General features: G+C 73.5%; 18 protein-coding genes and 1 pseudogene. 9 read left to right on the top strand and 10 right to left on the bottom strand.

Annotated features, from left to right (window positions below):
• Nucleotides 1-114: 114 nt before the first annotated feature.
• Nucleotides 115-537, bottom strand: a complete 423-nt coding sequence (locus ACSLIC_RS24420) for a YjbQ family protein (protein WP_436739852.1) — start codon at nt 535-537, stop codon at nt 115-117.
• A 507-nt stretch (nt 538-1,044) separates the two neighbouring features.
• Here ACSLIC_RS24420 and ACSLIC_RS24415 point away from each other — a divergent pair.
• The gene (locus ACSLIC_RS24415; RefSeq protein WP_436739851.1) at nt 1,045-2,145 is read left to right on the top strand and encodes an NAD(P)-binding domain-containing protein; all 1,101 of its coding nucleotides are present in this window, start codon (nt 1,045-1,047) and stop codon (nt 2,143-2,145) included.
• A gap of 25 nt (nt 2,146-2,170) precedes the next feature.
• Here ACSLIC_RS24415 and mltG read toward each other — a convergent pair whose 3' ends face one another.
• Together mltG and ACSLIC_RS24405 are read right to left on the bottom strand one after the other, a co-directional pair.
• Complete coding sequence (mltG, locus tag ACSLIC_RS24410) at nt 2,171-3,004, bottom strand: endolytic transglycosylase MltG (protein ID WP_436739850.1); 834 nt, start codon at nt 3,002-3,004, stop codon at nt 2,171-2,173.
• A gap of 9 nt (nt 3,005-3,013) precedes the next feature.
• The gene (locus ACSLIC_RS24405; protein ID WP_436739849.1) at nt 3,014-4,867 is read right to left on the bottom strand and encodes an ABC transporter ATP-binding protein; all 1,854 of its coding nucleotides are present in this window, start codon (nt 4,865-4,867) and stop codon (nt 3,014-3,016) included.
• A 130-nt stretch (nt 4,868-4,997) separates the two neighbouring features.
• Between ACSLIC_RS24405 and ACSLIC_RS24400 the strand changes: the two genes are divergently transcribed.
• Complete coding sequence (locus tag ACSLIC_RS24400) at nt 4,998-5,468, top strand: MarR family winged helix-turn-helix transcriptional regulator (protein ID WP_436739848.1); 471 nt, start codon at nt 4,998-5,000, stop codon at nt 5,466-5,468.
• Nucleotides 5,469-5,533: 65 nt separating this feature from the next.
• Entirely contained in the window at nt 5,534-8,470 is a 2,937-nt protein-coding gene (locus ACSLIC_RS24395; protein WP_436739847.1) for an FAD-binding and (Fe-S)-binding domain-containing protein, read from the top strand.
• A 14-nt stretch (nt 8,471-8,484) separates the two neighbouring features.
• Here ACSLIC_RS24395 and ACSLIC_RS24390 read toward each other — a convergent pair whose 3' ends face one another.
• Nucleotides 8,485-9,219 carry a L,D-transpeptidase family protein gene (locus ACSLIC_RS24390; RefSeq protein WP_436739846.1) on the bottom strand — a complete coding sequence of 245 codons (735 nt, stop codon included), beginning with the start codon at nt 9,217-9,219 and terminating at the stop codon, nt 8,485-8,487.
• A 147-nt stretch (nt 9,220-9,366) separates the two neighbouring features.
• On the opposite strand from ACSLIC_RS24390, the pseudogene ACSLIC_RS24385 reads away from it, so the two are divergent.
• Nucleotides 9,367-10,115, top strand: a pseudogene (locus tag ACSLIC_RS24385) (ATP-binding cassette domain-containing protein); the annotation flags it as partial.
• 45 nt (nt 10,116-10,160) lie between these two features.
• Here ACSLIC_RS24385 and ACSLIC_RS24380 read toward each other — a convergent pair.
• The gene (locus tag ACSLIC_RS24380) at nt 10,161-10,952 is read right to left on the bottom strand and encodes a metal-dependent hydrolase (protein WP_436739845.1); all 792 of its coding nucleotides are present in this window, start codon (nt 10,950-10,952) and stop codon (nt 10,161-10,163) included.
• Nucleotides 10,953-11,089: 137 nt separating this feature from the next.
• On the opposite strand from ACSLIC_RS24380, the gene ACSLIC_RS24375 reads away from it, so the two are divergent.
• From ACSLIC_RS24375 to ACSLIC_RS24365, 3 genes are read left to right on the top strand one after another with little or no spacing between them, the layout of a single operon-like run.
• Nucleotides 11,090-13,663 carry a DUF3516 domain-containing protein gene (locus ACSLIC_RS24375; RefSeq protein WP_436739844.1) on the top strand — a complete coding sequence of 858 codons (2,574 nt, stop codon included), beginning with the start codon at nt 11,090-11,092 and terminating at the stop codon, nt 13,661-13,663.
• Between the two features lie 43 nt (nt 13,664-13,706).
• The gene (locus ACSLIC_RS24370; RefSeq protein ID WP_436739843.1) at nt 13,707-14,579 is read left to right on the top strand and encodes an acyl-CoA thioesterase; all 873 of its coding nucleotides are present in this window, start codon (nt 13,707-13,709) and stop codon (nt 14,577-14,579) included.
• On the top strand, nt 14,576-15,109 hold the full coding sequence (locus ACSLIC_RS24365; RefSeq protein WP_436739842.1) for a tetratricopeptide repeat protein: 534 nt from the start codon (nt 14,576-14,578) through the stop codon (nt 15,107-15,109). The genes ACSLIC_RS24370 and ACSLIC_RS24365 overlap by 4 nt, the downstream gene beginning before the upstream one ends.
• Here the strand turns inward: ACSLIC_RS24365 and ACSLIC_RS24360 are convergent.
• Both ACSLIC_RS24360 and ACSLIC_RS24355 read right to left on the bottom strand, forming a co-directional pair.
• The gene (locus ACSLIC_RS24360) at nt 15,079-16,005 is read right to left on the bottom strand and encodes a DUF6397 family protein (protein ID WP_436739841.1); all 927 of its coding nucleotides are present in this window, start codon (nt 16,003-16,005) and stop codon (nt 15,079-15,081) included. The genes ACSLIC_RS24365 and ACSLIC_RS24360 overlap by 31 nt on opposite strands.
• A gap of 217 nt (nt 16,006-16,222) precedes the next feature.
• Nucleotides 16,223-16,642 (bottom strand): roadblock/LC7 domain-containing protein, encoded by a 420-nt coding sequence (locus ACSLIC_RS24355; RefSeq protein ID WP_436739840.1) that lies wholly within the window; start codon nt 16,640-16,642, stop codon nt 16,223-16,225.
• Between the two features lie 93 nt (nt 16,643-16,735).
• Here ACSLIC_RS24355 and ACSLIC_RS24350 point away from each other — a divergent pair, with 93 nt between their 5' ends.
• On the top strand, nt 16,736-17,164 hold the full coding sequence (locus ACSLIC_RS24350; RefSeq protein ID WP_436739839.1) for a PPOX class F420-dependent oxidoreductase: 429 nt from the start codon (nt 16,736-16,738) through the stop codon (nt 17,162-17,164).
• Nucleotides 17,165-17,577: 413 nt separating this feature from the next.
• Here the strand turns inward: ACSLIC_RS24350 and ACSLIC_RS24345 are convergent, their stop codons facing one another.
• The gene (locus tag ACSLIC_RS24345; RefSeq protein WP_436739838.1) at nt 17,578-18,501 is read right to left on the bottom strand and encodes an oxygenase MpaB family protein; all 924 of its coding nucleotides are present in this window, start codon (nt 18,499-18,501) and stop codon (nt 17,578-17,580) included.
• A 201-nt stretch (nt 18,502-18,702) separates the two neighbouring features.
• Between ACSLIC_RS24345 and ACSLIC_RS24340 the strand changes: the two genes are divergently transcribed.
• Nucleotides 18,703-19,539, top strand: a complete 837-nt coding sequence (locus tag ACSLIC_RS24340; protein WP_436739837.1) for a hypothetical protein — start codon at nt 18,703-18,705, stop codon at nt 19,537-19,539.
• 337 nt (nt 19,540-19,876) lie between these two features.
• Here the strand turns inward: ACSLIC_RS24340 and ACSLIC_RS24335 are convergent, their stop codons facing one another.
• Both ACSLIC_RS24335 and ACSLIC_RS24330 read right to left on the bottom strand, forming a co-directional pair.
• Nucleotides 19,877-20,059 carry a hypothetical protein gene (locus ACSLIC_RS24335; protein ID WP_436739836.1) on the bottom strand — a complete coding sequence of 61 codons (183 nt, stop codon included), beginning with the start codon at nt 20,057-20,059 and terminating at the stop codon, nt 19,877-19,879.
• 107 nt (nt 20,060-20,166) lie between these two features.
• Nucleotides 20,167-21,222 carry an acyl-CoA desaturase gene (locus ACSLIC_RS24330; RefSeq protein ID WP_436739835.1) on the bottom strand — a complete coding sequence of 352 codons (1,056 nt, stop codon included), beginning with the start codon at nt 21,220-21,222 and terminating at the stop codon, nt 20,167-20,169.
• Nucleotides 21,223-21,347 lie beyond the last annotated feature (125 nt).

Genomic DNA, 21,347 nt, shown 5'->3' with positions numbered 1-21,347 from the left:
AGAAACCGAAGCACTGGCTGATGGAGACCGCCCCGTACCCGCCCCGCCCGGGAGGACCCGAGCGGACGAGCACCGGGACGGCCGGACATCGGACGCACCGTCCTGCGGCAACCGCTAGCCGAGGAACGACAGGCGCACTTGGCGGTCAGCGTTGTCCACGTTCGTGTCCACCAGGCAAACCGACTGCCAAGTCCCCAGTTCCAGCTGGCCGTTGATGACCGGAAGCGTGGCGTGGGGTGGGACGAGGGCGGGGAGGACGTGGTCGCGGCCGTGGCCGGGGGTGCCGTGGCGGTGGTGCCAGGGGTGGTCGGCGGGGAGAAGGGTGTTGAGGATGGCGAGGAGGTCGTCGTCGCTGCCGGCGCCGGTCTCCAGGACGGCGATGCCGGCGGTGGCGTGGGGGACGAAGACGTTGAGGAGGCCGTCGCGGCCCGCGGCCACGTCGGTGAGGAAGCTCGCGCAGTCGGCGGTGAGGTCGCGGACGGTCTCGCGGGAGCCGGTGGCGAGGTGCAGCACACGGGTGTCGAAGGCGTCAGGCATGACGCCATCCTCGGGCATGGGTCGCGGGGGCCAGGGGTGACCCGCCCGGAGGCCGCCTTCGAGGAAGGAGCGAGTTCGGAGGGCGGACGAGCGCGGATGCCCCCGGCCTGACAGCCGCTCCCGCCCCCACGAGACGCCGCTGGCCGTCCGTAGAGCATCTCGCTCCGGTCGGGGCATGTGGCGATCAGCTCGGCTCACCACGCGCGGGTGCACTGCGGTGCGGGCACGGCGCCGGCCGGCAGCCACGTCGAGGTGGCCGACCGGATCGAGGAGTACCACGCGCGCGGCGTCGTCCACTTCGTCCTCTCCGGCTGTCCGCCTGAAGGAGGCGTACTGGTTCGGGGAGTGCCTGATGCCCGGGGTCGGCCGCCCGGGGCCTGTTCGAGCGGCCCGGGAGGGCTCGGGTCGGCGGGGCTCCGCAGGCCGTGGCGGAAGGCCGCTGACCAGACCTCCCCATGGGCGGGTGCGGCCGGGAAGAACGCGGCGGCGCCACCCGTTGGCACGGACGTGAAGCAGAACGGGACACCGCACACCGAAGCCCCCCGCCCCGTCGACGTCCTCGTGGTCGGCGCCGGGCAGGCGGGCCTGTCGGCCGCGTACCACCTGCGCAGGTCCGGGCTGGTGCCCGGGGAGGACTTCGTGGTGCTCGACCACGCGCCGCGCCCGGGCGGGGCCTGGCAGTTCCGCTGGCCGACACTGACCTACGGGCGGGTGCACGGCATGCACGCCCTGCCCGGCATGGAGCTGACGGGCGCGGACGACGCGCGACCCTCCTCCGAGGTGATCGGCGGGTACTTCCGGGAGTACGAGGAGACCTTCGGGCTGCGGGTACGCCGTCCGGTGGACGTGCGGGCCGTGCGGGAGGGCCGGGACGGCCGGCTGCTGGTGGAGACCTCGGCAGGCGTGTGGGCGCCCCGGGCGCTGATCAGTGCGACGGGCACGTGGGACCGGCCGTTCTGGCCGCGCTACCCCGGGCAGGAGGAGTTCGCGGGGCGGCAGCTGCACACGGCGGACTATCCGGGTCCGGCCGCTTTCGCCGGGCAGCGGGTGCTGGTGGTGGGCGGGGGCACGTCGGCGGTACAGCATCTGCTGGAGATCGCCCCGGTCGCGGCGGCCACCGCCTGGGCGACCCGGCGGCCACCGGAGTTCCACGAGGGGCCCTTCGACGAGGACCAGGGCCGGCAGGCCGTGGCGCGGGTCGACGAGCGGGTGCGGCGGGGGCTGCCGCCGCGCAGTGTCGTCTCGGTGACGGGTCTGCCGATGAACGAGGCGGTCCGGCGGGGCGTGGCGGACGGGACGCTGGCGCGGCGCCCGATGTTCGAGCGGCTCACCACCGGGGGCGCCGCGTGGGCGGACGGTTCGGTCTTCGAGGCCGACGTGGTGCTGTGGGCGACGGGTTTCCGGGCGGCGGTGGAGCACCTGGCGCCGCTGAGGCTGCGGGAGCCCGGCGGCGGCATCCAGGTCGAGGGGACACGGGTGGTCCGCGATCCCCGCATCCACCTGGTGGGTTACGGCCCGTCGGCCAGCACCGTCGGCGCCAACCGGGCGGGCCGGGCGGCGGTCCGGGAGATACGCGCGCTGCTGGCGCGGGAGCAGGTCGCCGTCTGAGCCGTGCCGGTCCGTGCCCGGCTGGTCATCCCCCGCCCCCGGCGGCGTGCTCACGGTTGAACTCCTCGACGTGGGCCCGGTGTTCGGCGTAGTCGTCACTGAATCGGGTGTCGCCCGGGCGCACCGTCACGAAGTACAGCCAGTCGCCCGCGGGTGGGTCCAGGGCGGCGCGCAGCGCCTGCTCGCCGGGGTTGCCGATGGGGGTGGGCGGCAGGCCCCGGCGCGCGTAGGTGTTGTACGGGCTGTCCGTGCGGGTGTCCTCGTGGGTGGTGTCGAGGGTGGAGCGGCCGAGCGCGTAGTTGAGGGTGGAGTCCATCTCCAAGGCGCGGTCCCGGTCGAGGCGGTTGTGGATGACCCGGGCGACCTTGCCCATGTCGTCGGGGGTGTCGGCCTCCGCCTGGACGATGCTGGCGAGGGTGACGGCCTGGTAGCCGGAGAGGCCGAGCCGCCGCGCCCCGGCGGCGAGCCCGGCCTGGCGGAAGCGGTCCTCGGCGGTGTCGGCCATGAGGGCCAGCAGGGCGGCCGGGGTGGTGGACTCGTCGAGCGGATACGTGGCGGGGAAGAGGTAACCCTCGGGGTTGCCGTCGGCCGCGGCGGGCAGGTCGAGGCGGGTGTCCTTCGCCGCCTTCCGGGTGGTGCCCGCGTCGAGGCCGAGGGCACGGTCCACCAGGGCGTAGACCTGTGTGGCCCGACGGCCCTCGGGGACGGTCAGGGAGCCCAGGCTTCGGGGCGTCTCCTCACCGGAGCGGAGCAGGGTCACCGTGACGGCCACCGCCACGGCGGCGAGCAGGCCCGCGGTGAGCAGGGCGAGCCGGCCCCGTCGGGTGAGACGGGGGCTCCGGCGGGAGGCGAGCGGCATGGGCGCACGCTATCCCGCCGAAGTGCTCAATTCGGGCATGTCGCCAGGGGTGGGGGCGGCGGCCGTCGGACGGGCGTCCTTACGGAGGAGTGCCGCGTACAGGCCGCCCTGGGCGAGGAGGGTCCGGTGGGTGCCGCGTTCGGCGATGCGGCCGTGGTCGAGGACGACGATCTGGTCGGCGTCACGGACCGTGGAGAGGCGGTGGGCGATGGTGACGGTGGTGCGGTCGGCGCAGAGGGCGTCGATCGCCTCCTGCACGGCCTGTTCGGTCCGAGTGTCCAGGGCGCTGGTCGCCTCGTCGAGGACGAGGACGGGCGGGTCGCGCAGGATGGTGCGGGCGATGGCCAGGCGCTGCTTCTCGCCGCCGGAGAAGCGGTGTCCGCGCTCGCCGACCACGGTGTCGTACCCCTCGGGCAGCGCCGCGATGTGGTCGTGGATCTGGGCGGCGCGGGCGGCCGCGACCAGTTCCGCGTCGGTGGCCTCGGGCTTGGCGAAGCGGAGGTTGTCGGCGATGGAGGCGTGGAAGAGGTACGTCTCCTGGGAGACGACCCCGACCGCGCGGGCGAGGGTGGCGAAGTCCAGGTCGCGCACGTCGACGCCGTCGAGGGTGACGCGGCCGCCGGTGACGTCGTAGAGCCGGGGGACGAGGTTGCTGAGGGTGCTCTTGCCGGAGCCGGTCTCCCCCACGACGGCCAGGGAGGTGCCCGCCGGGACGTCGAGGTCGATGCCGCAGAGCACGGGGCGCTCCTGTGCGGCGTAGCAGAACTCGACCTTCTCGAAGCGGAGCTCGCCGCGGACCTTCTCCAGGCGCACCGGCTCGTCGGGCTCGGTGATGTCGGGCTCGAGGTCGAGGTACTCGAAGATCCGCTGGAAGAGGGCGAGGGAGGTCTGCACCTGCACGCCGGTGCTGAGCAGGCTGACCGTCGGGCGGAAGAGGCCCTGCTGGAGGGAGACGAAGGCGACCAGGGTGCCGATGGAGATCTCGGGGCCCCGGACGTGCTGGGAGAGGCCGGCGGCCCAGTAGATGAGGGCGGGCATCGCGGCCATCACGATGCTGATGATCGACATCCGCCAGCGGCCGGCCATGCTGGAGCGGACCTCCAGGTCGACCAGGCGGTCCGACTCGTCGCGGAAGGTGCGGGCGAGGGAGTCGCCGCGGCCCATGGTGCGGCCCAGCAGGATGCCGCTGACCGAGAGGGACTCGGTGACGGTGGCGGCCATGGCGGCCATCTGCTTCTGGCGGTCGGTGGCGATGCGCTTGCGCTCGCGGCCCACCCGGCGGCTTATCCAGACGAAGACCGGGAGGAGCAGCAGCGAGACCACGGTCAGCCGCCAGTCCAGGGCGAGCATCGCGACGACGGTGGCGATCACGCTGGTGAGGTTGGAGACCAGCGAGGTGGCCGTCGAGGTGACGGTGGCCTGCATCCCGCCGATGTCGTTGGAGATCCGGGACTGGATCTCGCCGGTGCGGGTGCGGGTGAAGAAGGCCAGCGACATGCTCTGGAGCCGGGCGTAGACGGCGGTGCGCAGGTCGTGCATGACGCGCTGGCCGACGGTGGTGGAGATGAGCGTCTGGAGCACGCCGAAGACGCTGGTCATGACGGCGGCGGCGATCATGCCGAGGGCGAGCAGGCTCAGCAGGCCGGTGCGCTGCCCGGGGATGGCGGTGTCGAGGATCTCGCGGAGCAGGAACGGCGTGGTGACCGAGACCAGGGAGGCGGCGGCCACGAGCAGGCCGACCAGCGCCAGTCGGCCCCGGTACGGGCGGAAGAGGCGGACGATCCGGCGGACCTGGCGGGGCTGCTGCGGTTCGTCGGGGTTCTTGGGCGGCGGGGTCCAGGTGGGGGACGGTTCGGGACGCATGGGCTCCTTCGAGGGGGCGTGGCGGGCGGTACGGGCACGGGCGCACAGGCGCGGACCTCGCACGGCAACGCAGACCATAGCTCATTGTTACCTATGTACACAATGAGCCAGGTCCTGTTAATGTTCCCGCATGGATGCACCCGACCCCGACGGCGTTCTCGCCGAACAGCTGCTGCGCCTCACCCGCCGGCTGCACCGGCTCCAGCGCCGCCAGCTGGAGCCGCTCGGCATCACCCCCGCCCAGGCCCGCCTGCTGCGCACCGTCGCCGTCTGCGAGCGGCCGCCGCGGATGGCCGACCTCGCCCAGCGCCTCGAAGTGGTCCCCCGCGCCGTCACCAGCCTGGTCGACGGGCTGGAGGAGGCGGACCGGGTGCGCCGGGTGCCCGACGCCCAGAGCCGCCGGGTGGTCCGGGTCGAGCTGACCGAGGGCGGCCGGGATGCGCTGCGCGCCATGCGCAGCGCGCGCCGGGGCGCGGTGGAGGAGATCCTTGCCCCACTGACCGCGGAACAGCGGTCGATACTCGGCGGCCTGCTGGCGACCCTGGTCGACAGTCCGGGCCGCACCACCGAGGCCGCTCCCCCGCGGGAGGGAAGCGGCTGAGACGGCGGGCAGCGCCCCTCCCGGGGTGCGTTGTCCGGCACCGCGACGAGGCCCGAGGAGCCGCCATGCCGCTGCTGGAACCCGACCCCGGGGCACTGCGTCCCGACATCCGCCCCGAGGACGCCTCACCCGACCGGGTGATCGACGCCAGCGCGGGCGGCACCCCCGAGCCGCTCCGGAGCGACCTGCGCGCCCTCCTCGGCCCGGAGAAGGTCCTCACCCACATCTCCGACCTGGTCCGGTACGCCTCGGACGCCAGTCCCTACCGCTTCTTGCCCCGCGTGGTGGTGGTCCCCGAGACCGTGGCCGAGGTGGCGGCGGTCATGGCCTACGCGCACGAGCACGGCCGCGAGGTGGTCTTCCGCGCCGCCGGCACCTCGCTCAACGGCCAGGCCCAGGGCGAGGACATCCTGGTCGACGTCCGCCGCCACTGGGTGGGGATCGAGGTGCTGGACGACGGCCGGCGGGCCAGGATCGCCCCGGGCACCACGATCCTGCGGGCCAACACCACGCTCGCCCGGCACGGCCGGGTCCTGGGCCCCGACCCGGCCAGCGCCATCGCCTGCACCGTGGGCGGCGTGGTCGCCAACAACGCCTCGGGCATGACAGCCGGCACCACCCGCAACTCGTACCGCACGGTGGCCTCGCTGACGGTGGTGCTGCCCACCGGCACGGTCGTGGACACGGCGGCACCCGACGCGGACGAGAGGCTCGCCGCCGCGGAGCCGGAGCTGTGCGCGGGGCTGCTGGCGCTCAAGCGCGAGATCGAGGACGACACCCGGCTGACGGCGCGCATCCGGGCCAAGTACACGCTCAAGAACACCAACGGCTACCGGCTCGACGCCTTCCTCGACGGGGCGACGCCGGTGGAGATCCTGCGGGGCCTGATGGTCGGCTCGGAGGGCACCTTCGGCTTCCTCTCCGAGGTCGTCTTCGACACCCTCCCGCTGGACCGCGAGGTCCTCACCGGGCTGTTCTTCTTCCCGTCACTGCCCGCCGCGGCCGCCGCCGTCCCGCTCTTCAACGAGGCGGGCGCCCTCGCCGTCGAGCTGATGGACGGCAACACGCTGCGCGCCTCCGTCAGCGTGGAGGGCGTGCCCGCCGACTGGGCGCAGCTGCCGGGGACCACCACGGCGCTGCTGGTCGAGTTCCGGGCGCCCGACCAGGAGCGGCTGGCCGCCTTCGCGTCGGCCGCCGAAGCGGTGCTGCCGCGACTGGCCCTGGTCGGCCCGGTCCCCTCGGCGACCAACGCCTTCACCCGCGACGCCGGCACCATCGCCTCGTACTGGAAGGCGCGGAAAGCGTTCGTGACGGCGGTCGGGGGATCGCGGCCCTCGGGGACGACCCTGATCACGGAGGACTTCGCGGTGCCCCCGGACCGGCTGGCGGAAGCGTGCGAGGCGCTGCTGGAGCTGCAGACCCGGCACGGCTTCGACGCGGCCGTGGCGGGTCACGCCGCCCACGGCAACCTCCACTTCCTGCTCGCCTTCGACGCCGGACTCCCCGCGGACGTCGCGCGGTACGCCGCCTTCATGGAGGCGTTCTGCCGGATGACCGTCGAGCGTTTCGACGGCTCGCTCAAGGCCGAGCACGCCACCGGCCGGAACATCGCGCCCTTCCTGGAGCTGGAATGGGGCCCGCAGGCCACCGGGCTGATGTGGCGGATCAAGCAGCTGCTCGACCCCGCCGGGGTGCTCGCCCCGAGGATCGTCCTGGACCACGACCCCGAGGCGCATCTGCGGGGCCTGAAGTCCATTCCGACGGTCGAGCCCATCGCTGACCCGTGCATCGAGTGCGGCTTCTGCGAGCCGACCTGCCCGAGCCACGACCTGACCACCACCCCCCGTCAGCGGATCGTGCTGCGCCGCGAGATGATGCGCCAGCCCGCCGACTCGCCCGTCGAGGCGGGGCTGCTGGAGGCGTACGGATACGACGCGGTGGACACCTGCGCCGGGGACTCCACCTGCAAGCTCGCCTGCCCGGTGGGGATCGACACCGGGGCCATGATGAAGGCGTTCCGGCACCAGCGGCACTCGGCCCGCGAGGAGCGGGTGGCGACGCTGACCGCCGAGCACTTCCGGGTGGTGGAGGCGGGTGCCCGGCTCGCGGTGGCGGCCGCGGCGAAGATCGACGACCGGCTGCTGTCGGCCGTCACCCGGGGCCTGAGGAAGGTGGTCCGGCCGGACCTGATGCCCGAATGGCTGCCCGCCATGCCCGGGCCCGCCGAGCGCCGGCTGCCCGACACCTCGCGGTTCGACGCGCGGGCGGTGTACTACCCGGCCTGCGTCAACCGGATCTTCGGCGGGCCCGAGGGGCACTCTGGGACGAGCCTGGCCGAGGCCGTGGTCGCCGTCTCCGCCCGGGCGGGCAAGCCGGTGTGGATCCCCCGCGACGTACGGGGCACCTGCTGCGCCACCATCTGGCACTCCAAGGGGTACGAACAGGCCGACGCCGTGATGGCCAACCGCATCGTCGAGGCCGCCTGGGGCTGGACGGACGGCGGGCGGCTGCCGCTGGTGGTCGACGCCTCCTCGTGCACCCTCGGCATCGCCCACGAGGTGGTCCCGTACCTGACCCCCGCCAACCGTGAGCTGCACCAGGAGCTGACGGTGGTCGACTCGCTGGTGTGGGCGGCCGAGGAGTTGCTGCCGGAGCTGGAGATCCTGCGCACGGTGGGCTCGGCCGTGGTCCACCCGACCTGTTCGATGGAGCATCTGCGCGACGTCCCGCAGTTGATGGCCCTCGCCAGGGCCTGCGCCGACGAGGTGCTGCTTCCCGACGACGCGCACTGCTGCGGCTTCGCCGGCGACCGGGGCCTGCTCCACCGGGAGCTGACCGAGTCGGCGACGGCCCGCGAGGCGGCAGAGGTGACGGCCCGTGAGTGGGACGCGCACCTGAGCGCCAACCGCATGTGCGAGATCGGCATGGACCACGCCACCGGCCGCGCCTACTACTCCGCGTTGCTGGAACTGGAGCGGGCGACGCGTCCGGAGTCCGGATGAGGTGAGGCGGGTCCTCAGGCGCGCAGGGAGGCCTTGTCGCCCATCACCACCACGGGGTGCTGGTCCGGTTCGAGGGTGCGCAGGAGGTGGCGCATGCCCTGCTCGGAGAGGCTGACACAGCCGGAGGTGCCGCTGCCGTGGTCGAGGTGGAGCCAGATGCTGCCGCCCTTCGACTGCCCCTCGGGCCTGGTCGGGTCGTTGGGCGGGGTGCCCTTGACCCGGTTGTAGTCGATGGCGATGACCAGGTCGAAGTCGTGCCAGTGCGACGCGGCCCAGGCACGCGGGGCGGCAAAGGCGTCGCTGCGGGTGTACGGCAGGCCGCCGGGTCCGGGATCGGCGAGGACGCCGCCGGCGTCGGTGAGGGTGAAGACGCCGACGGGGCTGCGCTTGTCGTCCTCGTGGTGGTCGGGCGTCCACCCCTTCTTGCCGTTGTGGGCGGGCCAGTCGGCCCGCTTCTTCCAGCCTGCGCCGTCCTTGGTGTAGAGGACGACGGTGGCGGTGGCACGGTCGGCGCCGTCGCCGTAGACGGCGACCACCTGCCGGGTGTTCTCGGGGATCTGCTCGCGGAAGCGCCCGGAGACGCCCGGCAGCCCGCCCGGATCGGCGGAGGAGGCCCGGGCGCCGGGCCGGCGCGCGTCGCCCGCCGACCCGGGGGTCTCGCCCCCGGAGCCGCAGGAGGTGAGCAGGAGGGCAGCGGCGGCGGCGAACACGCCGCGGAACACGGTCGGGCCAAGAGCGGTCAGGCGCATGGGTTCCATGGTCGCACCGGGCGTTCGGACACGGACGGCGGCCTGGTGACCGTGCGCCGGGGGCCGCACGGAACAGCCGCTTATTCGGTTGCCGGTCCGGGCCGCGACAGGCAAGGATGTCACGGTTTGCACCTGCGGTACCCCCTTCCCGAGGCAGGTGACGCGTACGAGCGGCCCGAGGGCCGGGAGGTGCGGGCCGACGACGTCCACTTCGGCTACCGGCCGGCGTGGACGTGCTGCAGCAGGTGACGCTGGCGGTCGAGCCGAGGACCCGGCTGGCGCTGGTGGGTCCGTCGGGCGCGGGCAAGTCGACGCTGGGCCGACTGCTCGCGGGCATCTACGGGCCGGGCAAGGGGCGGCTCACGCTCGGCGGCGCGGAGCTGGCGCGGATGCCCGCCGAGGAGGTCCGCTCGCTGGTCAACCAGGAGCATCACGTCTTCGTCGGCTCGCTGAGGGACAACCTGCGCCTCGCCCGGACCGACGCCGGGGACGAGGAGCTGTGGCACGCCCTGGCGGCGGTCGACGCGGACGGCTGAGGCCGGGAGCTGGCCGAGGGGCTGGACACCGAGGCCGGGTCGGGCGCGCCGGCGCTGACCCCGGCGCAGGCGCAGCAGGTGGCGCTGGCCCGGCTGGTGCTGGCCGACCCGCACACGCCGGTGCTGGACGAGGCGACCTCGCTGCTCGACCCGCGCGCGGCGCGGCACCTGGAGCGTTCGCTGGCGAGGGTGCTGGAGGGCCGGACGGTGGTGGCCATCGCGCACCGGCTGCGCACCGCGCACGACGCGGATCTGATCGCGGTGGTGGAGGGCGGCCGGATCGCGGAGCTGGGCCCGCACGACCAGCTGGTCGCGGCCGGCGGCTCGTACGCGGCGCTCTGGCGCTCCTGGCACGGATGAGACGCGCGGGCCCCTGGAACTCGCCCGAGGAGCGGGGGCCCGCGGTCAGACGAGGTTGAGGGCGGCGACCCCGCCTATCCCGCCGAGGAGCATGAAGACGGGCATCAGGACCTTGATCTCCACCCAGCTGCCGGCCTTGAACCGCATCGCCTTGGGCGGGCCGACCGGGTACCAGCGGCGGCGGCCGATGGGGATGGGCCACAGGATCGGGCAGCCGGAGACGGTCAGGGCGTCGCCGATGTCGTGCACCAGGGCGCCGAGGATGATCGGCAGTCCCAGCCACAGGTACTCCTGGCCAGGCTGGGTGAAGAGCCATCCCGCGCCGTTGCCCGGCTCGTCCAGGACGCCCGCGAGAATCCAGGCCCCGGCGGCGCCCAGCAGCCAGACCAGTACGTCGCTGGAGACCCGCGCCTGCCGCCAGAGCAGGCCCTCGACGGCGAGCACCACGTGGACGAAGAGCAGGGCGAGCACGGCCCACCGGCCGCCGATCACCGCGGCGGCCGACGAGCCGGCACCGATCAGCACGGCCCAGACCCAGGTGTGCGTGAGGGTGCGGTGGCCTCCGGTGCGCCGGGGGTCGCCCTTGCCCCGGGTGGCCTTGTAGACGGCGGCCGAGAGCCGGTCGATGATCTCGCACAGGCCGCGGGAGACGGGCCCGAAGGCGCGGGAGATGGTCGCCGACTTGTGGTCGAGGTCGGGCGCGAGGGCGGCGCCCGCGCAGATGAGCGCGCCGGTGACCAGTACCGGCCACGGCATGGTGTGGCCCAGCCCGGTGGCGAGCGCTCCCACCCCCAGCCAGGCCGCTGCTCCCGACAGTGAGTGCGCCGGTCCCATCATCGCTGTGTCCCCGCCCCTTGCTTCCGCTGTTCGTGTGCCGTCCCCCCGGCAGCGGTCGCGGCGCTCGCCGCGCCCGGTGCCGCCGGCGGTCCGATCGCTTCTGTTCGCTGCCCAGTTGGCGGTTCACCTTAGCGTCGATGATCTTCGCACGGTCGTCCGATTCCGTGATCGGTGCGGAAGGAAGGCAAGATGGGGGCGTGACCCTTATCGATCAGCTGCCGCCGGACGCCGACCCCGATGCCCTTTTCGACGCCTTCTCGTCCTGGGTCGAAGGACGGGGCATCACCCTCTATCCGGCTCAGGAGGAGGCGCTGATCGAGGTGGTCTCCGGGGCCAATGTGATCCTGTCCACGCCGACCGGGTCGGGCAAGAGCCTGGTCGCGGCGGGCGCGCACTTCGCGGCGCTGGCCCAGGACAAGGTGACGTTCTACACCGCGCCGATCAAGGCACTGGTCTCGGAGAAGTTCTTCGACCTCTGCAAGATGTTCGGCACCGAGAACGTCGGCATGCTCACCGGCGACGCCTCGGTGAACGCCGACGCGCCGGTGATCTGCTGCACCGCCGAGGTGCTCGCCTCCATCGCGCTGCGGGACGGCCGCGCGGCCGATGTCGGCCAGGTCGTGATGGACGAGTTCCACTTCTACGCGGAGCAGGACCGGGGCTGGGCCTGGCAGATCCCGCTGCTGGAGCTCCCGCAGGCGCAGTTCGTGCTGATGTCGGCGACCCTCGGCGACGTCGCCATGTTCGAGAAGGACCTGACACGCCGCACCGGCCGTCCCACCTCGGTGGTCCGCTCGGCGACCCGCCCGGTGCCGCTGTCGTACGAGTACCGGACGACGCCGCTCACCGAGACCCTCACCGAGCTGCTGGACACCCGCCAGGCACCGGTCTACATCGTGCACTTCACGCAGGCCCAGGCGGTGGAGCGGGCACAGGCGCTGATGAGCATCAACATGTGCACGCGCGAGGAGAAGGACCGCATCGCCGAGCTGATCGGCAACTTCCGCTTCACCACCAAGTTCGGCCGGAACCTCTCGCGGTACGTCCGGCACGGCATCGGCGTGCACCACGCGGGGATGCTGCCGAAGTACCGGCGGCTGGTGGAACGGCTGGCCCAGGCCGGTCTGCTGAAGGTGATCTGCGGGACGGACACGCTGGGCGTCGGGGTGAACGTCCCCATCCGCACAGTGCTGTTCACCGCGCTCACCAAGTACGACGGCACCCGGGTGCGGGTGCTGCGCAACCGCGAGTTCCACCAGATCGCGGGCCGCGCGGGCCGGGCCGGTTTCGACACCGCCGGTCTGGTGGTGGCGCAGGCGCCGGAGCACGTGGTGGAGAACGAGAAGGCACTGGCCAAGGCCGGCGACGACCCGAAGAAGCGCCGCAAGGTGGTCCGCAAGAAGGCGCCCGAGGGATTCGTCGCCTGGTCGGAGCAGACCTTCGAGAAGCTGATCGCCTCCGAGCCGGAGCCGCTGACCTCGCGTTTCCGGGTCACCCACACCATGCTGCTGTCGGTCATCGCCCGTCCGGGCAACGCGTTCGAGGCGATGCGCCATCTGCTGGAGGACAACCACGAGCCGCGCAAGCAGCAGCTGCGGCACATCCGGCGGGCCATCGCCATCTACCGCTCGCTGCTCGACGGCGGCATCGTGGAGAAGCTGGACGAGCCCGACGCCGAGGGCCGCATCGTCCGACTGACCGTCGACCTCCAGCAGGACTTCGCCCTCAACCAGCCGCTCTCCACCTTCGCGCTGGCCGCCTTCGACCTGCTCGACCCGGAGTCGCCGTCGTACGCGCTGGACATGGTCTCGGTGGTCGAGTCGACGCTGGACGACCCGCGCCAGATCCTGCACGCGCAGCAGAACAAGGCGCGCGGCGAGGCGGTCGCGGCGATGAAGGCCGACGGGGTGGAGTACGAGGAGCGGATGGAGCGGCTCCAGGAGATCTCGCACCCCAAGCCGCTGGAGGAGCTGCTCTTCCACGCCTACGACACCTACCGGCAGAGCCACCCGTGGGTCGGCGACCACCCGCTGTCGCCGAAGTCGGTCATCCGCGACATGTACGAACGCGCGATGTCCTTCACGGAGTTCGTCTCCTTCTACGAGCTGGCCCGGACCGAGGGCATCGTGCTGCGCTATCTGGCGAGCGCCTACAAGGCGCTGGAGCACACCGTCCCCGACGACCTGAAGTCGGAGGACCTGGAGGACCTGACGGCGTGGCTGGGCGAGCTGGTGCGCCAGGTCGACTCCAGCCTGCTCGACGAGTGGGAGCAGCTCGCCAACCCGGCCGACATGACGGCCGAGGAGGCCCGTGAGAAGGCCGACCAGGTGAAGCCGGTGACGGCCAACGCCCGCGCCTTCCGGGTGCTGGTGCGCAACGCCATGTTCCGCCGGGTGGAGCTGGCCGCCCTGGACAACGTCGCGGAGCTGGGCGAGCTGGACGGCGAGGCCGGGTGGAACGCCGAGCGGTGGGGCGAGGCGATGGACGCGTACTGGGACGAGTACGACGACCTCGGCACGGGTCCGAACGCGCGCGGCCCCAAGCTGCTACTCATCGAGGAGCGGCCCGAGGACGAGCTGTGGCGGGTCCGGCAGACCTTCGAGGACCCGAACGGCGACCGCGACTGGGGTATCAGCGCCGAGGTCGACCTGGCCGCCTCCGACGCGGAGGGCAGGGCCGTGGTCCGGGTCACCGACGTCGGCCGACTGTAGTACCGGACCGATCAGGCCCACAGGACACGGGAGAGAACGGAACATGACGAACGCAGCCGAGCGGCTGGTGGATCTGCTGGATCTGGAGCGGATCGAGACCGACATCTTCCGGGGGCGCAGCCCCCGGGAGTCGCTGCAGCGCGTCTTCGGCGGCCAGGTCGCCGGGCAGGCACTGGTCGCGGCCGGGCGCACCACCGAGGGGGACCGGCCGGTCCACTCGCTGCACGCCTACTTCCTCCGGCCCGGGACGCCGGGGGTGCCGATCGTCTACCAGGTGGAGCGGGTGCGCGACGGCCGGTCGTTCACCACCCGCCGGGTGACCGCGGTGCAGGAGGGCCGGACGATCTTCAACCTGACGGCCTCCTTCCACAAGCCCGAGGAGGCCAGCTTCACCCACCAGCTGCCGCCCGCCCGGGTGGTGCCGGACCCGGAGACGCTGCCGACCGTCGCCGAGGAGGTCCGCGAGCACCTCGGCGAGCTGCCGGAGGCGCTGGAACTGATGGCGCGCCGCCAGCCGTTCGACATCCGGTACGCGGACCGGCTGCGCTGGTCACCGAAGGAGATCGAGGGCGCGGAGCCCCGCAGCGCGGTGTGGATGCGCGCCGTCGGCCCGCTCGGTGACGACCCGCTGGTGCACACCTGCGCCCTGACGTACGCCAGCGACATGACGCTGCTGGACGCCGTCCGCATCCCCGTCGAGCCGCTCTGGGGCCCGCGCGGCTTCGACATGGCCTCCCTCGACCACGCCATGTGGTTCCACCGCCCCTTCCGCGCCGACGAGTGGTTCCTTTACGACCAGGAGTCCCCCGTCGCCACCGGAGGGCGCGGCCTCGCGCGCGGCCGGATCTACGACCGGGAGGGGAACCTCCTCGTCTCGGTCGTCCAGGAGGGCCTCTTCCGGAAGCTCTCCCGGTGAACGCGGCGGGCCTCCCCGAGGAGACGCCCGTCCGCGATCCCGCCGTGGCGGACCAGCTCCGTAAGGCGGTCCGGCTGCGCGAGGACGGCCGCACCGAGGAGGCCCGCGCCCAGCTGGTACGGCTCGGCGCCGCGCATCCCGAGGACGCCGACGTGGCCTACCAGACGGCGTGGGCGCACGACGTGCTCGGCCTTGAGGCGGAGGCGGTGGCCCACTACCGGCGGGCGCTCGCCCTGCCCGGGCTCTCCGAGGCCGACCGGCGCGGGGCACTGCTCGGCCTCGGCTCGACCTACCGGGTGCTGGGCCGGGCCGAGGAGGCGGTGACCACGCTGAGCGGCGGGGTGCGGGAGTTCCCGCACGACGCCGCGCTGCGCACCTTCCTCGCCATGGCCCTGTACAGCGCCGGCCGCTCCAAGGAGGCGCTGGAACTGGCACTGACCGTGGTGGCCGACACCAGCGCCGATCCGGGCGTCGCCGCGTACGGGCGGGCGATCCGGCACTACGCGGGGGATCTGGACGACCTGTCCTGACCGCTCGGGGTCTGCCGGACCCGGCCCTGGCCGGTCTTGCGGGCGGGGCCGGTGGAGCCGGGACCCGGCGGCTGCGGCGGCCGGGCGGGCATGGGCCGGCGCGGGCGCCCGGCGGGCCGTCCGCTGCCAGGGGGCGCTGGACGCCGGACGCGTGAGGCCCGCTGCGCCGGGCGCGCCATCGTGCGGGCCTCGTCGAGAAGTGCGGCGAAGTCGGCCGCGTACTGCTCCGCCTCAGGTCCCGGGAGTGCCCGGGTGAGGGGTTCCAGGGTGCGCTCGGCGGTTCCGCTCCGGGCCCGGGCGAAGAGCGGGCGGGGACGGGCGGCGTCGAGGCAGCGCTGTTCGTCGGGGGTCAGGAGCGCGGTGGTGTGCGAGCGCGGCAGGAGCGCGGCGACGGCCGCGGCCCGTTCCCAGGTGGTGCCGGAGCGGCTGAGGCGCTGGGCGAGGACCCGGCGGCGCCAGGTGCGGGGCCGGGCGTCGTCGCCGGTGGCCAGGAGACGGCGCAGGGGTGGCGGGAGCTGGCCGGTCAGGTGGAGTGCCCGCTGGCGGCGGACCGCGCGGAGTTCATCGGCGAGGTACCGCCAGACGACGCAGTGGTAGCGGTTGAGGTGGCAGCGGACCGGGGTGAGCAGGCCGAGTCGGGCGAGCTTCGCGAAGCGTTCCTCGGTGATGCCGAGCAGCGCGGCGCCGTCCCGCGCCCCGGTCGTGGCCACCTGGGCGCGCAGCCCGTCGGGGTGGTCGACGGAGGCGAGCAGCCGACGGACCTCGGCAGCGGGAACCTTGGGCCGCTCCCCCGGTCCCCCGGCCCTGTCGGTGGTGGCGAGCAGGCCGAGCTCGACGGCCGTCTCGATCTCGCTCTGCCGCAGTCCGAGCGCCCGGGCCGCGGCCTCGGCGCTCAAGGTGGCCGCTTCCCCGGGCCGGCCCGGTGGGCCGGACCACGACGGGAACGGCGGGCCGTGAACGGTACGCGGCGCGGGTACGGCTGAGGAAAGGTCAGGAATCGGCATGGAGGTTCTCCCCGTGAGCGGTGCTTTGCCCTGGAAAAGAACCGTAACCGCGTCGCGACGATCTCGCCGAGCCTGTGGATAACTCCGCCAGCCCCCGCAACGCCGCAGGTCAGCGGCCCAGCAGTCCGCCTGGGCGGCTCTCCGGGATGCGTACGTCCACCCCGAGGTGTTCGCCCACCCGGTTGACCAGGAGCGTCATCTCGTAGGCGACCAGGCCGAGGTCGGAGTCGGCCGAGCTGAGGACGCACAGGCAGCTGCCGTCACCCGCGGCGGTCACGAAGAGCACCGCGTCGTCGAACTCGATCATCGTCTGCCGGACCCCGCCGGCCCGGAAGTGCTGGCCGGAGCCCTTGGCGAGGCTGTGCAGGCCGGAGGAGACCGCCGCGAGGTGCTCGGCGTCCTCCCGGGCGAGGCCGCTGCTGGCCCCGGTGACCAGGCCGTCGTTGGAGAGGACGAGGGCGTGGCGGACGAAGCTCACTCGCTGGGTGAGGTCGTCCAGCAACCAGCCGAGTCCCTTTTTCTGTGCCATGATCCGGTCTCTCCCCGTGTCCGTCCTCCTGACCGGAGGATCTGGTCCGCAAGCCTTCACCACTGCCGCCGTCCGGGCAAGCATGATGGGGCCATGGCTCAGAAGATGACCGAAGCAGCATGGCGCGCATTCGTCTCGGAAGGCACACGGACCGCCAAAGTGGCCACGACACGGGAGGACGGTAGCCCCCATATCGCCCCGGTCTGGTTCGTTCTGGACGGCCGGAACGTGGTGTTCACCACGGGAGCGGCCACCGTGAAAGGCCGCAATCTGGCCCGGGACGGCCGGGTGGCGCTCTGCGTGGACGACGAGCGGCCGCCGTTCTCCTTCGCAGTGCTCCAGGGCCGAATCCATCTGAGCGAGGACCCGGCGGAACTGCTGGACTGGGCGACCAGGATCGCCGCCCGCTACATGGGCGAGGACAAGGCCGCCGAGTACGGCGCCCGCAACGCGGTGCCCGGCGAACTCCTGGTGCGGGTCGAGGTGGAGAAGGCGACCGCGATGGCGGGCCTGACCGACTGATGCCGACCGCGGGTCACCCGACGGCGGCCGGCCGGCGGGCCGCACGGCGGCGGCCCGGGTGCTCCACCAGGCTGACCAGGACGTCCTTGACGGCTTCGCGGTTGTGGGCGTCGCAGCGGGCGACCTGGGTGCCGGGGTCGAGGGCTCGGGCGATGTCGTCGCCCCGGTGGCCGCGGACGCCGCCGGAGTGGTGCAGGGCGACGACGACGGGGCTCGGTGCGTCCCGGCGGCACTCTGGCGCTCTTCCACCCGGTCGGCCGGGCGGCGAGCGCCGCCCGACACGGGCTGCCTCACCCCGGACGGCCTGCGCGCCGAGAGACCCGTCATGGCACTCCTGGAGGCGGGCGCGTCAGGCCGTCCGCGGACGAGCCGGACCAGGACCTCGTGCTGGCCGGCGGACGGGCTGACCCGCCTCAGCGCTCCTCTGCGGCCGCCTCGGCCGCCCGCCTTTCGGAGGCCGCTTGGTGCGGGACCGGGCAGCCGCGCACCCCGGGGACCGGGAAGGTGCCCAGTCCGGCGACGCGGTAGCCGTCCGGGTACCCCTTGATCTCCGGGTTCTGCCGGGCGTAGCGCGGCACGACGCGCGGGCTCATCAGCCGGACGGCCCGGCCGCGCAGCCGGGCTGCGCCCCGGACCAGGCGGCGGGTGAGGGGGCCGGGGTGGTCGTAGCGGAAGGCGTCCAGGAGGGGGTCGTCCAGGAGGGCGAGGGTGGCGGTGCGCAGCAGCGGGGCGAGGGGCTTCGGATACCAGGACGCCATCAGTTCCAGGGTGGCGTCGGAGACGGTGCGGGCCTTCTCGTCCCAGCCGAAGTGGGCGCGCTCGTAGGAGTCGAGGCACTCCTCGAAGGCGGCGTAGTCCTCGGGGAGGTCCCGGATGCCCATGTGGCGGCCGAGGGTGCGGTAGTACCCGGCGGCGGCCTCGATCTCGTGCCGGGAGAGGCGGCGCCAGCCGTACCGGTCGATCCAGCGCTTGGGGACGACGACGAAGGTGCACAGCACGTACCGCATGTCGTCGTTGCTGATGTCGTAGCTGCGGTGCATGCGGTTGATGCGCCGGATCGCGGTGCGGCCGTCCTCGTGGTCGAAGCCGTGCTCGACCACGGCGTCGAGGAGGAGGGCGGTGTCGTCGTACCGCTTCTGGGGGCGTTCGGTCAGTTCGGCGGTCTCGGCGAGGAGGCGGCCGATGCTGGGGACCGCGTAGGTGCGGTAGAGGGCGAGTTCGAGGGCGCGGGTGTAGTCCCAGGGGAACTCGTAGGTGGCGGTGAGCCGGTAGATCTCCTGGTGGTCCTTGTCCGGGTCGAGTGTGCGGATGTACCGGAGCCGGTCGAAGCGCTGCATGGCGCCCCCTTCGGTCGTCGGGCGTCAACTCTACGCTGTGTGGCCGCTGGTGGCCCAGGGTCACATTCCGGCCGCCGGGGAGGGCGTCGCCGGGTTCGGAGAACGTCCCGGAACGGTGGGCACGCAGCTCTCGACGCCTGGGTTACCCGCTGGTTAAGGTGCGCCGACGACAGCGCGGGACCGATGAGGTGGGGAGCTGCGATGGCGGACGTCGACGACGGCGGGGGTTCCGGCGGTGCGGTCGAGACCGGCGACTCGCTCTACGTGCTGACCGCGATGGTGCTGACCCCGGGCCGCTTCCCGGGGGTCTTCGGCGACGACTATCCGGCGGCCTGCGCCGCGCTGGGGCTCGTGCCGGCGGCCGACGGCTACGGGCTGGTGCTCGGCCAGGACGGCGCGGGGGCGCGCTGGACGGTCGTGGTGGACGACGTACCGCTGGTCGCGGTGGCCGTCGCCGCCTGGGACTGCGGAATGGAGTACGACCTGTCGCCGCGCGAGGAGGCCGTGGTGGCCGCGCTGCCGGGGTGGCCGGTGGAACTGGCGGTCCAGGCCCCCGGTGTGCCCGCACCGCACGACCCGGAGCCGGGGGGAGACCTGGCGGGGCTGCCGAGGCTCGCGCCGCCTGCCGCCGGGCGGTGGGGCGGGCCGCAACGGCGACTCGGCGCCGACGAGATCGCGCTGCGCTGGGCCGAGTGGCGCCGGGAGACGGACACCTCGGAGTTCACCTCGCCCGGCCCGGAGCAGGGGGAGGGCGGCGAGCTCACGCACGCGCATCCCGGGGTGCGCCGGGCGCTGAGCGAGGCGCACGGGTATCTTCGGTCGCCGCCTCCGCCGGGCCGGGTGCGTTCGGCGTTCGCCTCCGGCGAGGCGCGGACGTTGCGGGTCGACGGGCCGGGCTGGTCGCTCGTGGCGCGCACCGACGACATCGCCTTCGTGCTGCTGGACGAGGAACCGGCCCAGGTGCTCCCGGTCGGCAGGGGTGCACGGCTGCCGGCGCTGCTGGAGGGGCTGGCGGCGCTCGCTCCCCGGGAGAGCTGAGCCGCGCCGCTCCCGGCCACCGTGGGTGCTCGTGGCCGTGCCCTCGCACGACGGGCGCTCCCGGCCACGGAACGTGCTTGCCCGGGGCGCGCCACGGGCGTCTTCTGCAGGGGACGGGAGCGGCGGGGGCCGGACCGGCGGGACGCGCCGGGACCCCGTGCGGGGCCGGAGCACGGCTGCGGGTACCGGGGGCCGAGCATCGGCGGGAGGCGCGCCTGCCCGGTCCGGCGACGTGCGGCGCCGGCCGCGGCACGCCTCCGCCCGTCGGCCGGACCGTGATCCGGTCGGCGGGCGGAGAGGAGTGACCTCCTGCCCGCCGCGGTGAGGCGGCGGCCGGTCAGCGCCCGATCTCGCGGCGGCCTCTGTTGCGCAGCCGGCGACGCTGGGAGGGGTCGAGGGTGAGGTAGGCGGCGGCCGGGACGCCCAACACGATCAGGAGCGCCACCCACCAGGGCAGCCAGATCAGCAGGAGCAGGCCGACCGCCACTCCTCCCACGGCGATCTTGGTGTTCGTCGACATGTCGATGACCTCCTCGGTGGCGGGGTCCGCCGTCTGCGGTGACAACGCGCCGCCCGCGCCGCTGGTTCCAGTGTGCTCGCCCGGGGCCGCCGGGCGAGTCGGCCGGATCAGGTGGCGGCGCGCAGCCCCTCGCCGACCTCGTGGAGATGGACGAACACCTGGCGGTACGAGTCCACCGCCCCGGTCTCCGTGTAGGGGATGCCCAGGCGGGCGCAGTGGGCGCGGACCAGGGGCTGGGCCAGCCGGAGGTGCGGACGGGGCATGCTGGGGAAGAGGTGGTGCTCGATCTGGTAGTTGAGACCGCCGAGGAGCCAGTCGGTGACGGGGCCGCCCCGGATGTTGCGGGAGGTCAGCACCTGGCGGCGCAGGTGCCCCCAGCGCGGGCCGTCCGGGCCGGGCATCTCCATGCCCTTGTGGTTGGGGGCGAAGGCCAGGCCGAGGTGGAGTCCGAGGAGGGCCTGATGGACGGCGGCGAAGGCCAGCGCCTGCCAGGGGGTCAGGAAGGCCAGCAGCAGCGCCGCGTATCCGGCGACGTGCGCGAGGAGCAGGCCGCCCTCGACGAGGCGGACGCGCCAGGGGTGGTTGCGCAGGTCCTGGAAGCCGTACACCTTCAGGGCGATGCCTTCGAGGAGGGTGAGGGGGAGGAACAGAGCGGCCTGGTGGCGGGTGAGCCAGGCCGGGAAGCCGGTGCGGCCGGCGGCCTGGGGGGCGGTGAAGACGAGGACGTCGGCGGCGACGTCCGGGTCCTTCTCGGTGTGGTTGGGGTTCGCGTGGTGGCGGTTGTGCTTGTCGTTCCACCAGGCGAAGCCCATGCCGAGCAGCAGGTTGCCGTGGACGAGGCCGATCAGGCGGGCGGTGCGCCGGCCGGAGGTGATCTGCGAGTGGCCCGCGTCGTGGCCGACGAAGGCGGTGCGGGCCGAGAGGACGGCCAGCGCAGGCGCCAGCAGCAGTGCCCACCAGCTCTCCCCGAGCAGGGCCACGCCGGTGAGGACGGCGGCCAGGGCGAGCAGGTTGACTCCGATGGTGCGGACGTACCAGCCGGTGCGGTGTTCCAACAGGCCCTGTCCGCGCACCTCGCGCAGCAAGGGGGTGAACTCGCTGCCGGGGGCGGGCGGGCGCTGGGGGCCGAGGGCGGTGGCACTGAGGCCGGCCGTCTGGGGCATGGGGGTGTCTCCGGTTCTCCGCCGGGCACGGCGACGCGTGGACGGGCGGGAGGAAGGCGGGGCGCGATAGGCCGTGCGGGATCGGGGCACCGCACTCCTGGTCCGCGGCCGGTCCGTCTCCGATG

This window comes from Streptomyces sp. BBFR102, from assembly GCF_051397025.1.
Taxonomy (GTDB): domain Bacteria; phylum Actinomycetota; class Actinomycetes; order Streptomycetales; family Streptomycetaceae; genus Streptomyces.
The sequence above is the reverse complement of the archived record's forward strand: the minus strand, read 5'-3'. Positions and strand labels throughout refer to the sequence as shown.

Excerpts from the sequence above, each read along its gene's own strand:
- ACSLIC_RS24420 (WP_436739852.1), bottom strand. The coding sequence starts at position 537 with ATGCCTGACGCCTTCGACACCCGTGTGCTGCACCTCGCCACCGGCTCC.
- mltG (WP_436739850.1), bottom strand. The coding sequence starts at position 3,004 with ATGCCGCTCGCCTCCCGCCGGAGCCCCCGTCTCACCCGACGGGGCCGG.
- ACSLIC_RS24405 (WP_436739849.1), bottom strand. The coding sequence starts at position 4,867 with ATGCGTCCCGAACCGTCCCCCACCTGGACCCCGCCGCCCAAGAACCCC.
- ACSLIC_RS24400 (WP_436739848.1), top strand. The coding sequence starts at position 4,998 with ATGGATGCACCCGACCCCGACGGCGTTCTCGCCGAACAGCTGCTGCGC.
- ACSLIC_RS24395 (WP_436739847.1), top strand. The coding sequence starts at position 5,534 with ATGCCGCTGCTGGAACCCGACCCCGGGGCACTGCGTCCCGACATCCGC.
- ACSLIC_RS24390 (WP_436739846.1), bottom strand. The coding sequence starts at position 9,219 with ATGCGCCTGACCGCTCTTGGCCCGACCGTGTTCCGCGGCGTGTTCGCC.
- ACSLIC_RS24380 (WP_436739845.1), bottom strand. The coding sequence starts at position 10,952 with ATGATGGGACCGGCGCACTCACTGTCGGGAGCAGCGGCCTGGCTGGGG.
- ACSLIC_RS24375 (WP_436739844.1), top strand. The coding sequence starts at position 11,090 with ATGATCTTCGCACGGTCGTCCGATTCCGTGATCGGTGCGGAAGGAAGG.
- ACSLIC_RS24370 (WP_436739843.1), top strand. The coding sequence starts at position 13,707 with ATGACGAACGCAGCCGAGCGGCTGGTGGATCTGCTGGATCTGGAGCGG.
- ACSLIC_RS24355 (WP_436739840.1), bottom strand. The coding sequence starts at position 16,642 with ATGGCACAGAAAAAGGGACTCGGCTGGTTGCTGGACGACCTCACCCAG.
- ACSLIC_RS24350 (WP_436739839.1), top strand. The coding sequence starts at position 16,736 with ATGGCTCAGAAGATGACCGAAGCAGCATGGCGCGCATTCGTCTCGGAA.
- ACSLIC_RS24345 (WP_436739838.1), bottom strand. The coding sequence starts at position 18,501 with ATGCAGCGCTTCGACCGGCTCCGGTACATCCGCACACTCGACCCGGAC.
- ACSLIC_RS24340 (WP_436739837.1), top strand. The coding sequence starts at position 18,703 with ATGGCGGACGTCGACGACGGCGGGGGTTCCGGCGGTGCGGTCGAGACC.
- ACSLIC_RS24335 (WP_436739836.1), bottom strand. The coding sequence starts at position 20,059 with ATGTCGACGAACACCAAGATCGCCGTGGGAGGAGTGGCGGTCGGCCTG.
- ACSLIC_RS24330 (WP_436739835.1), bottom strand. The coding sequence starts at position 21,222 with ATGCCCCAGACGGCCGGCCTCAGTGCCACCGCCCTCGGCCCCCAGCGC.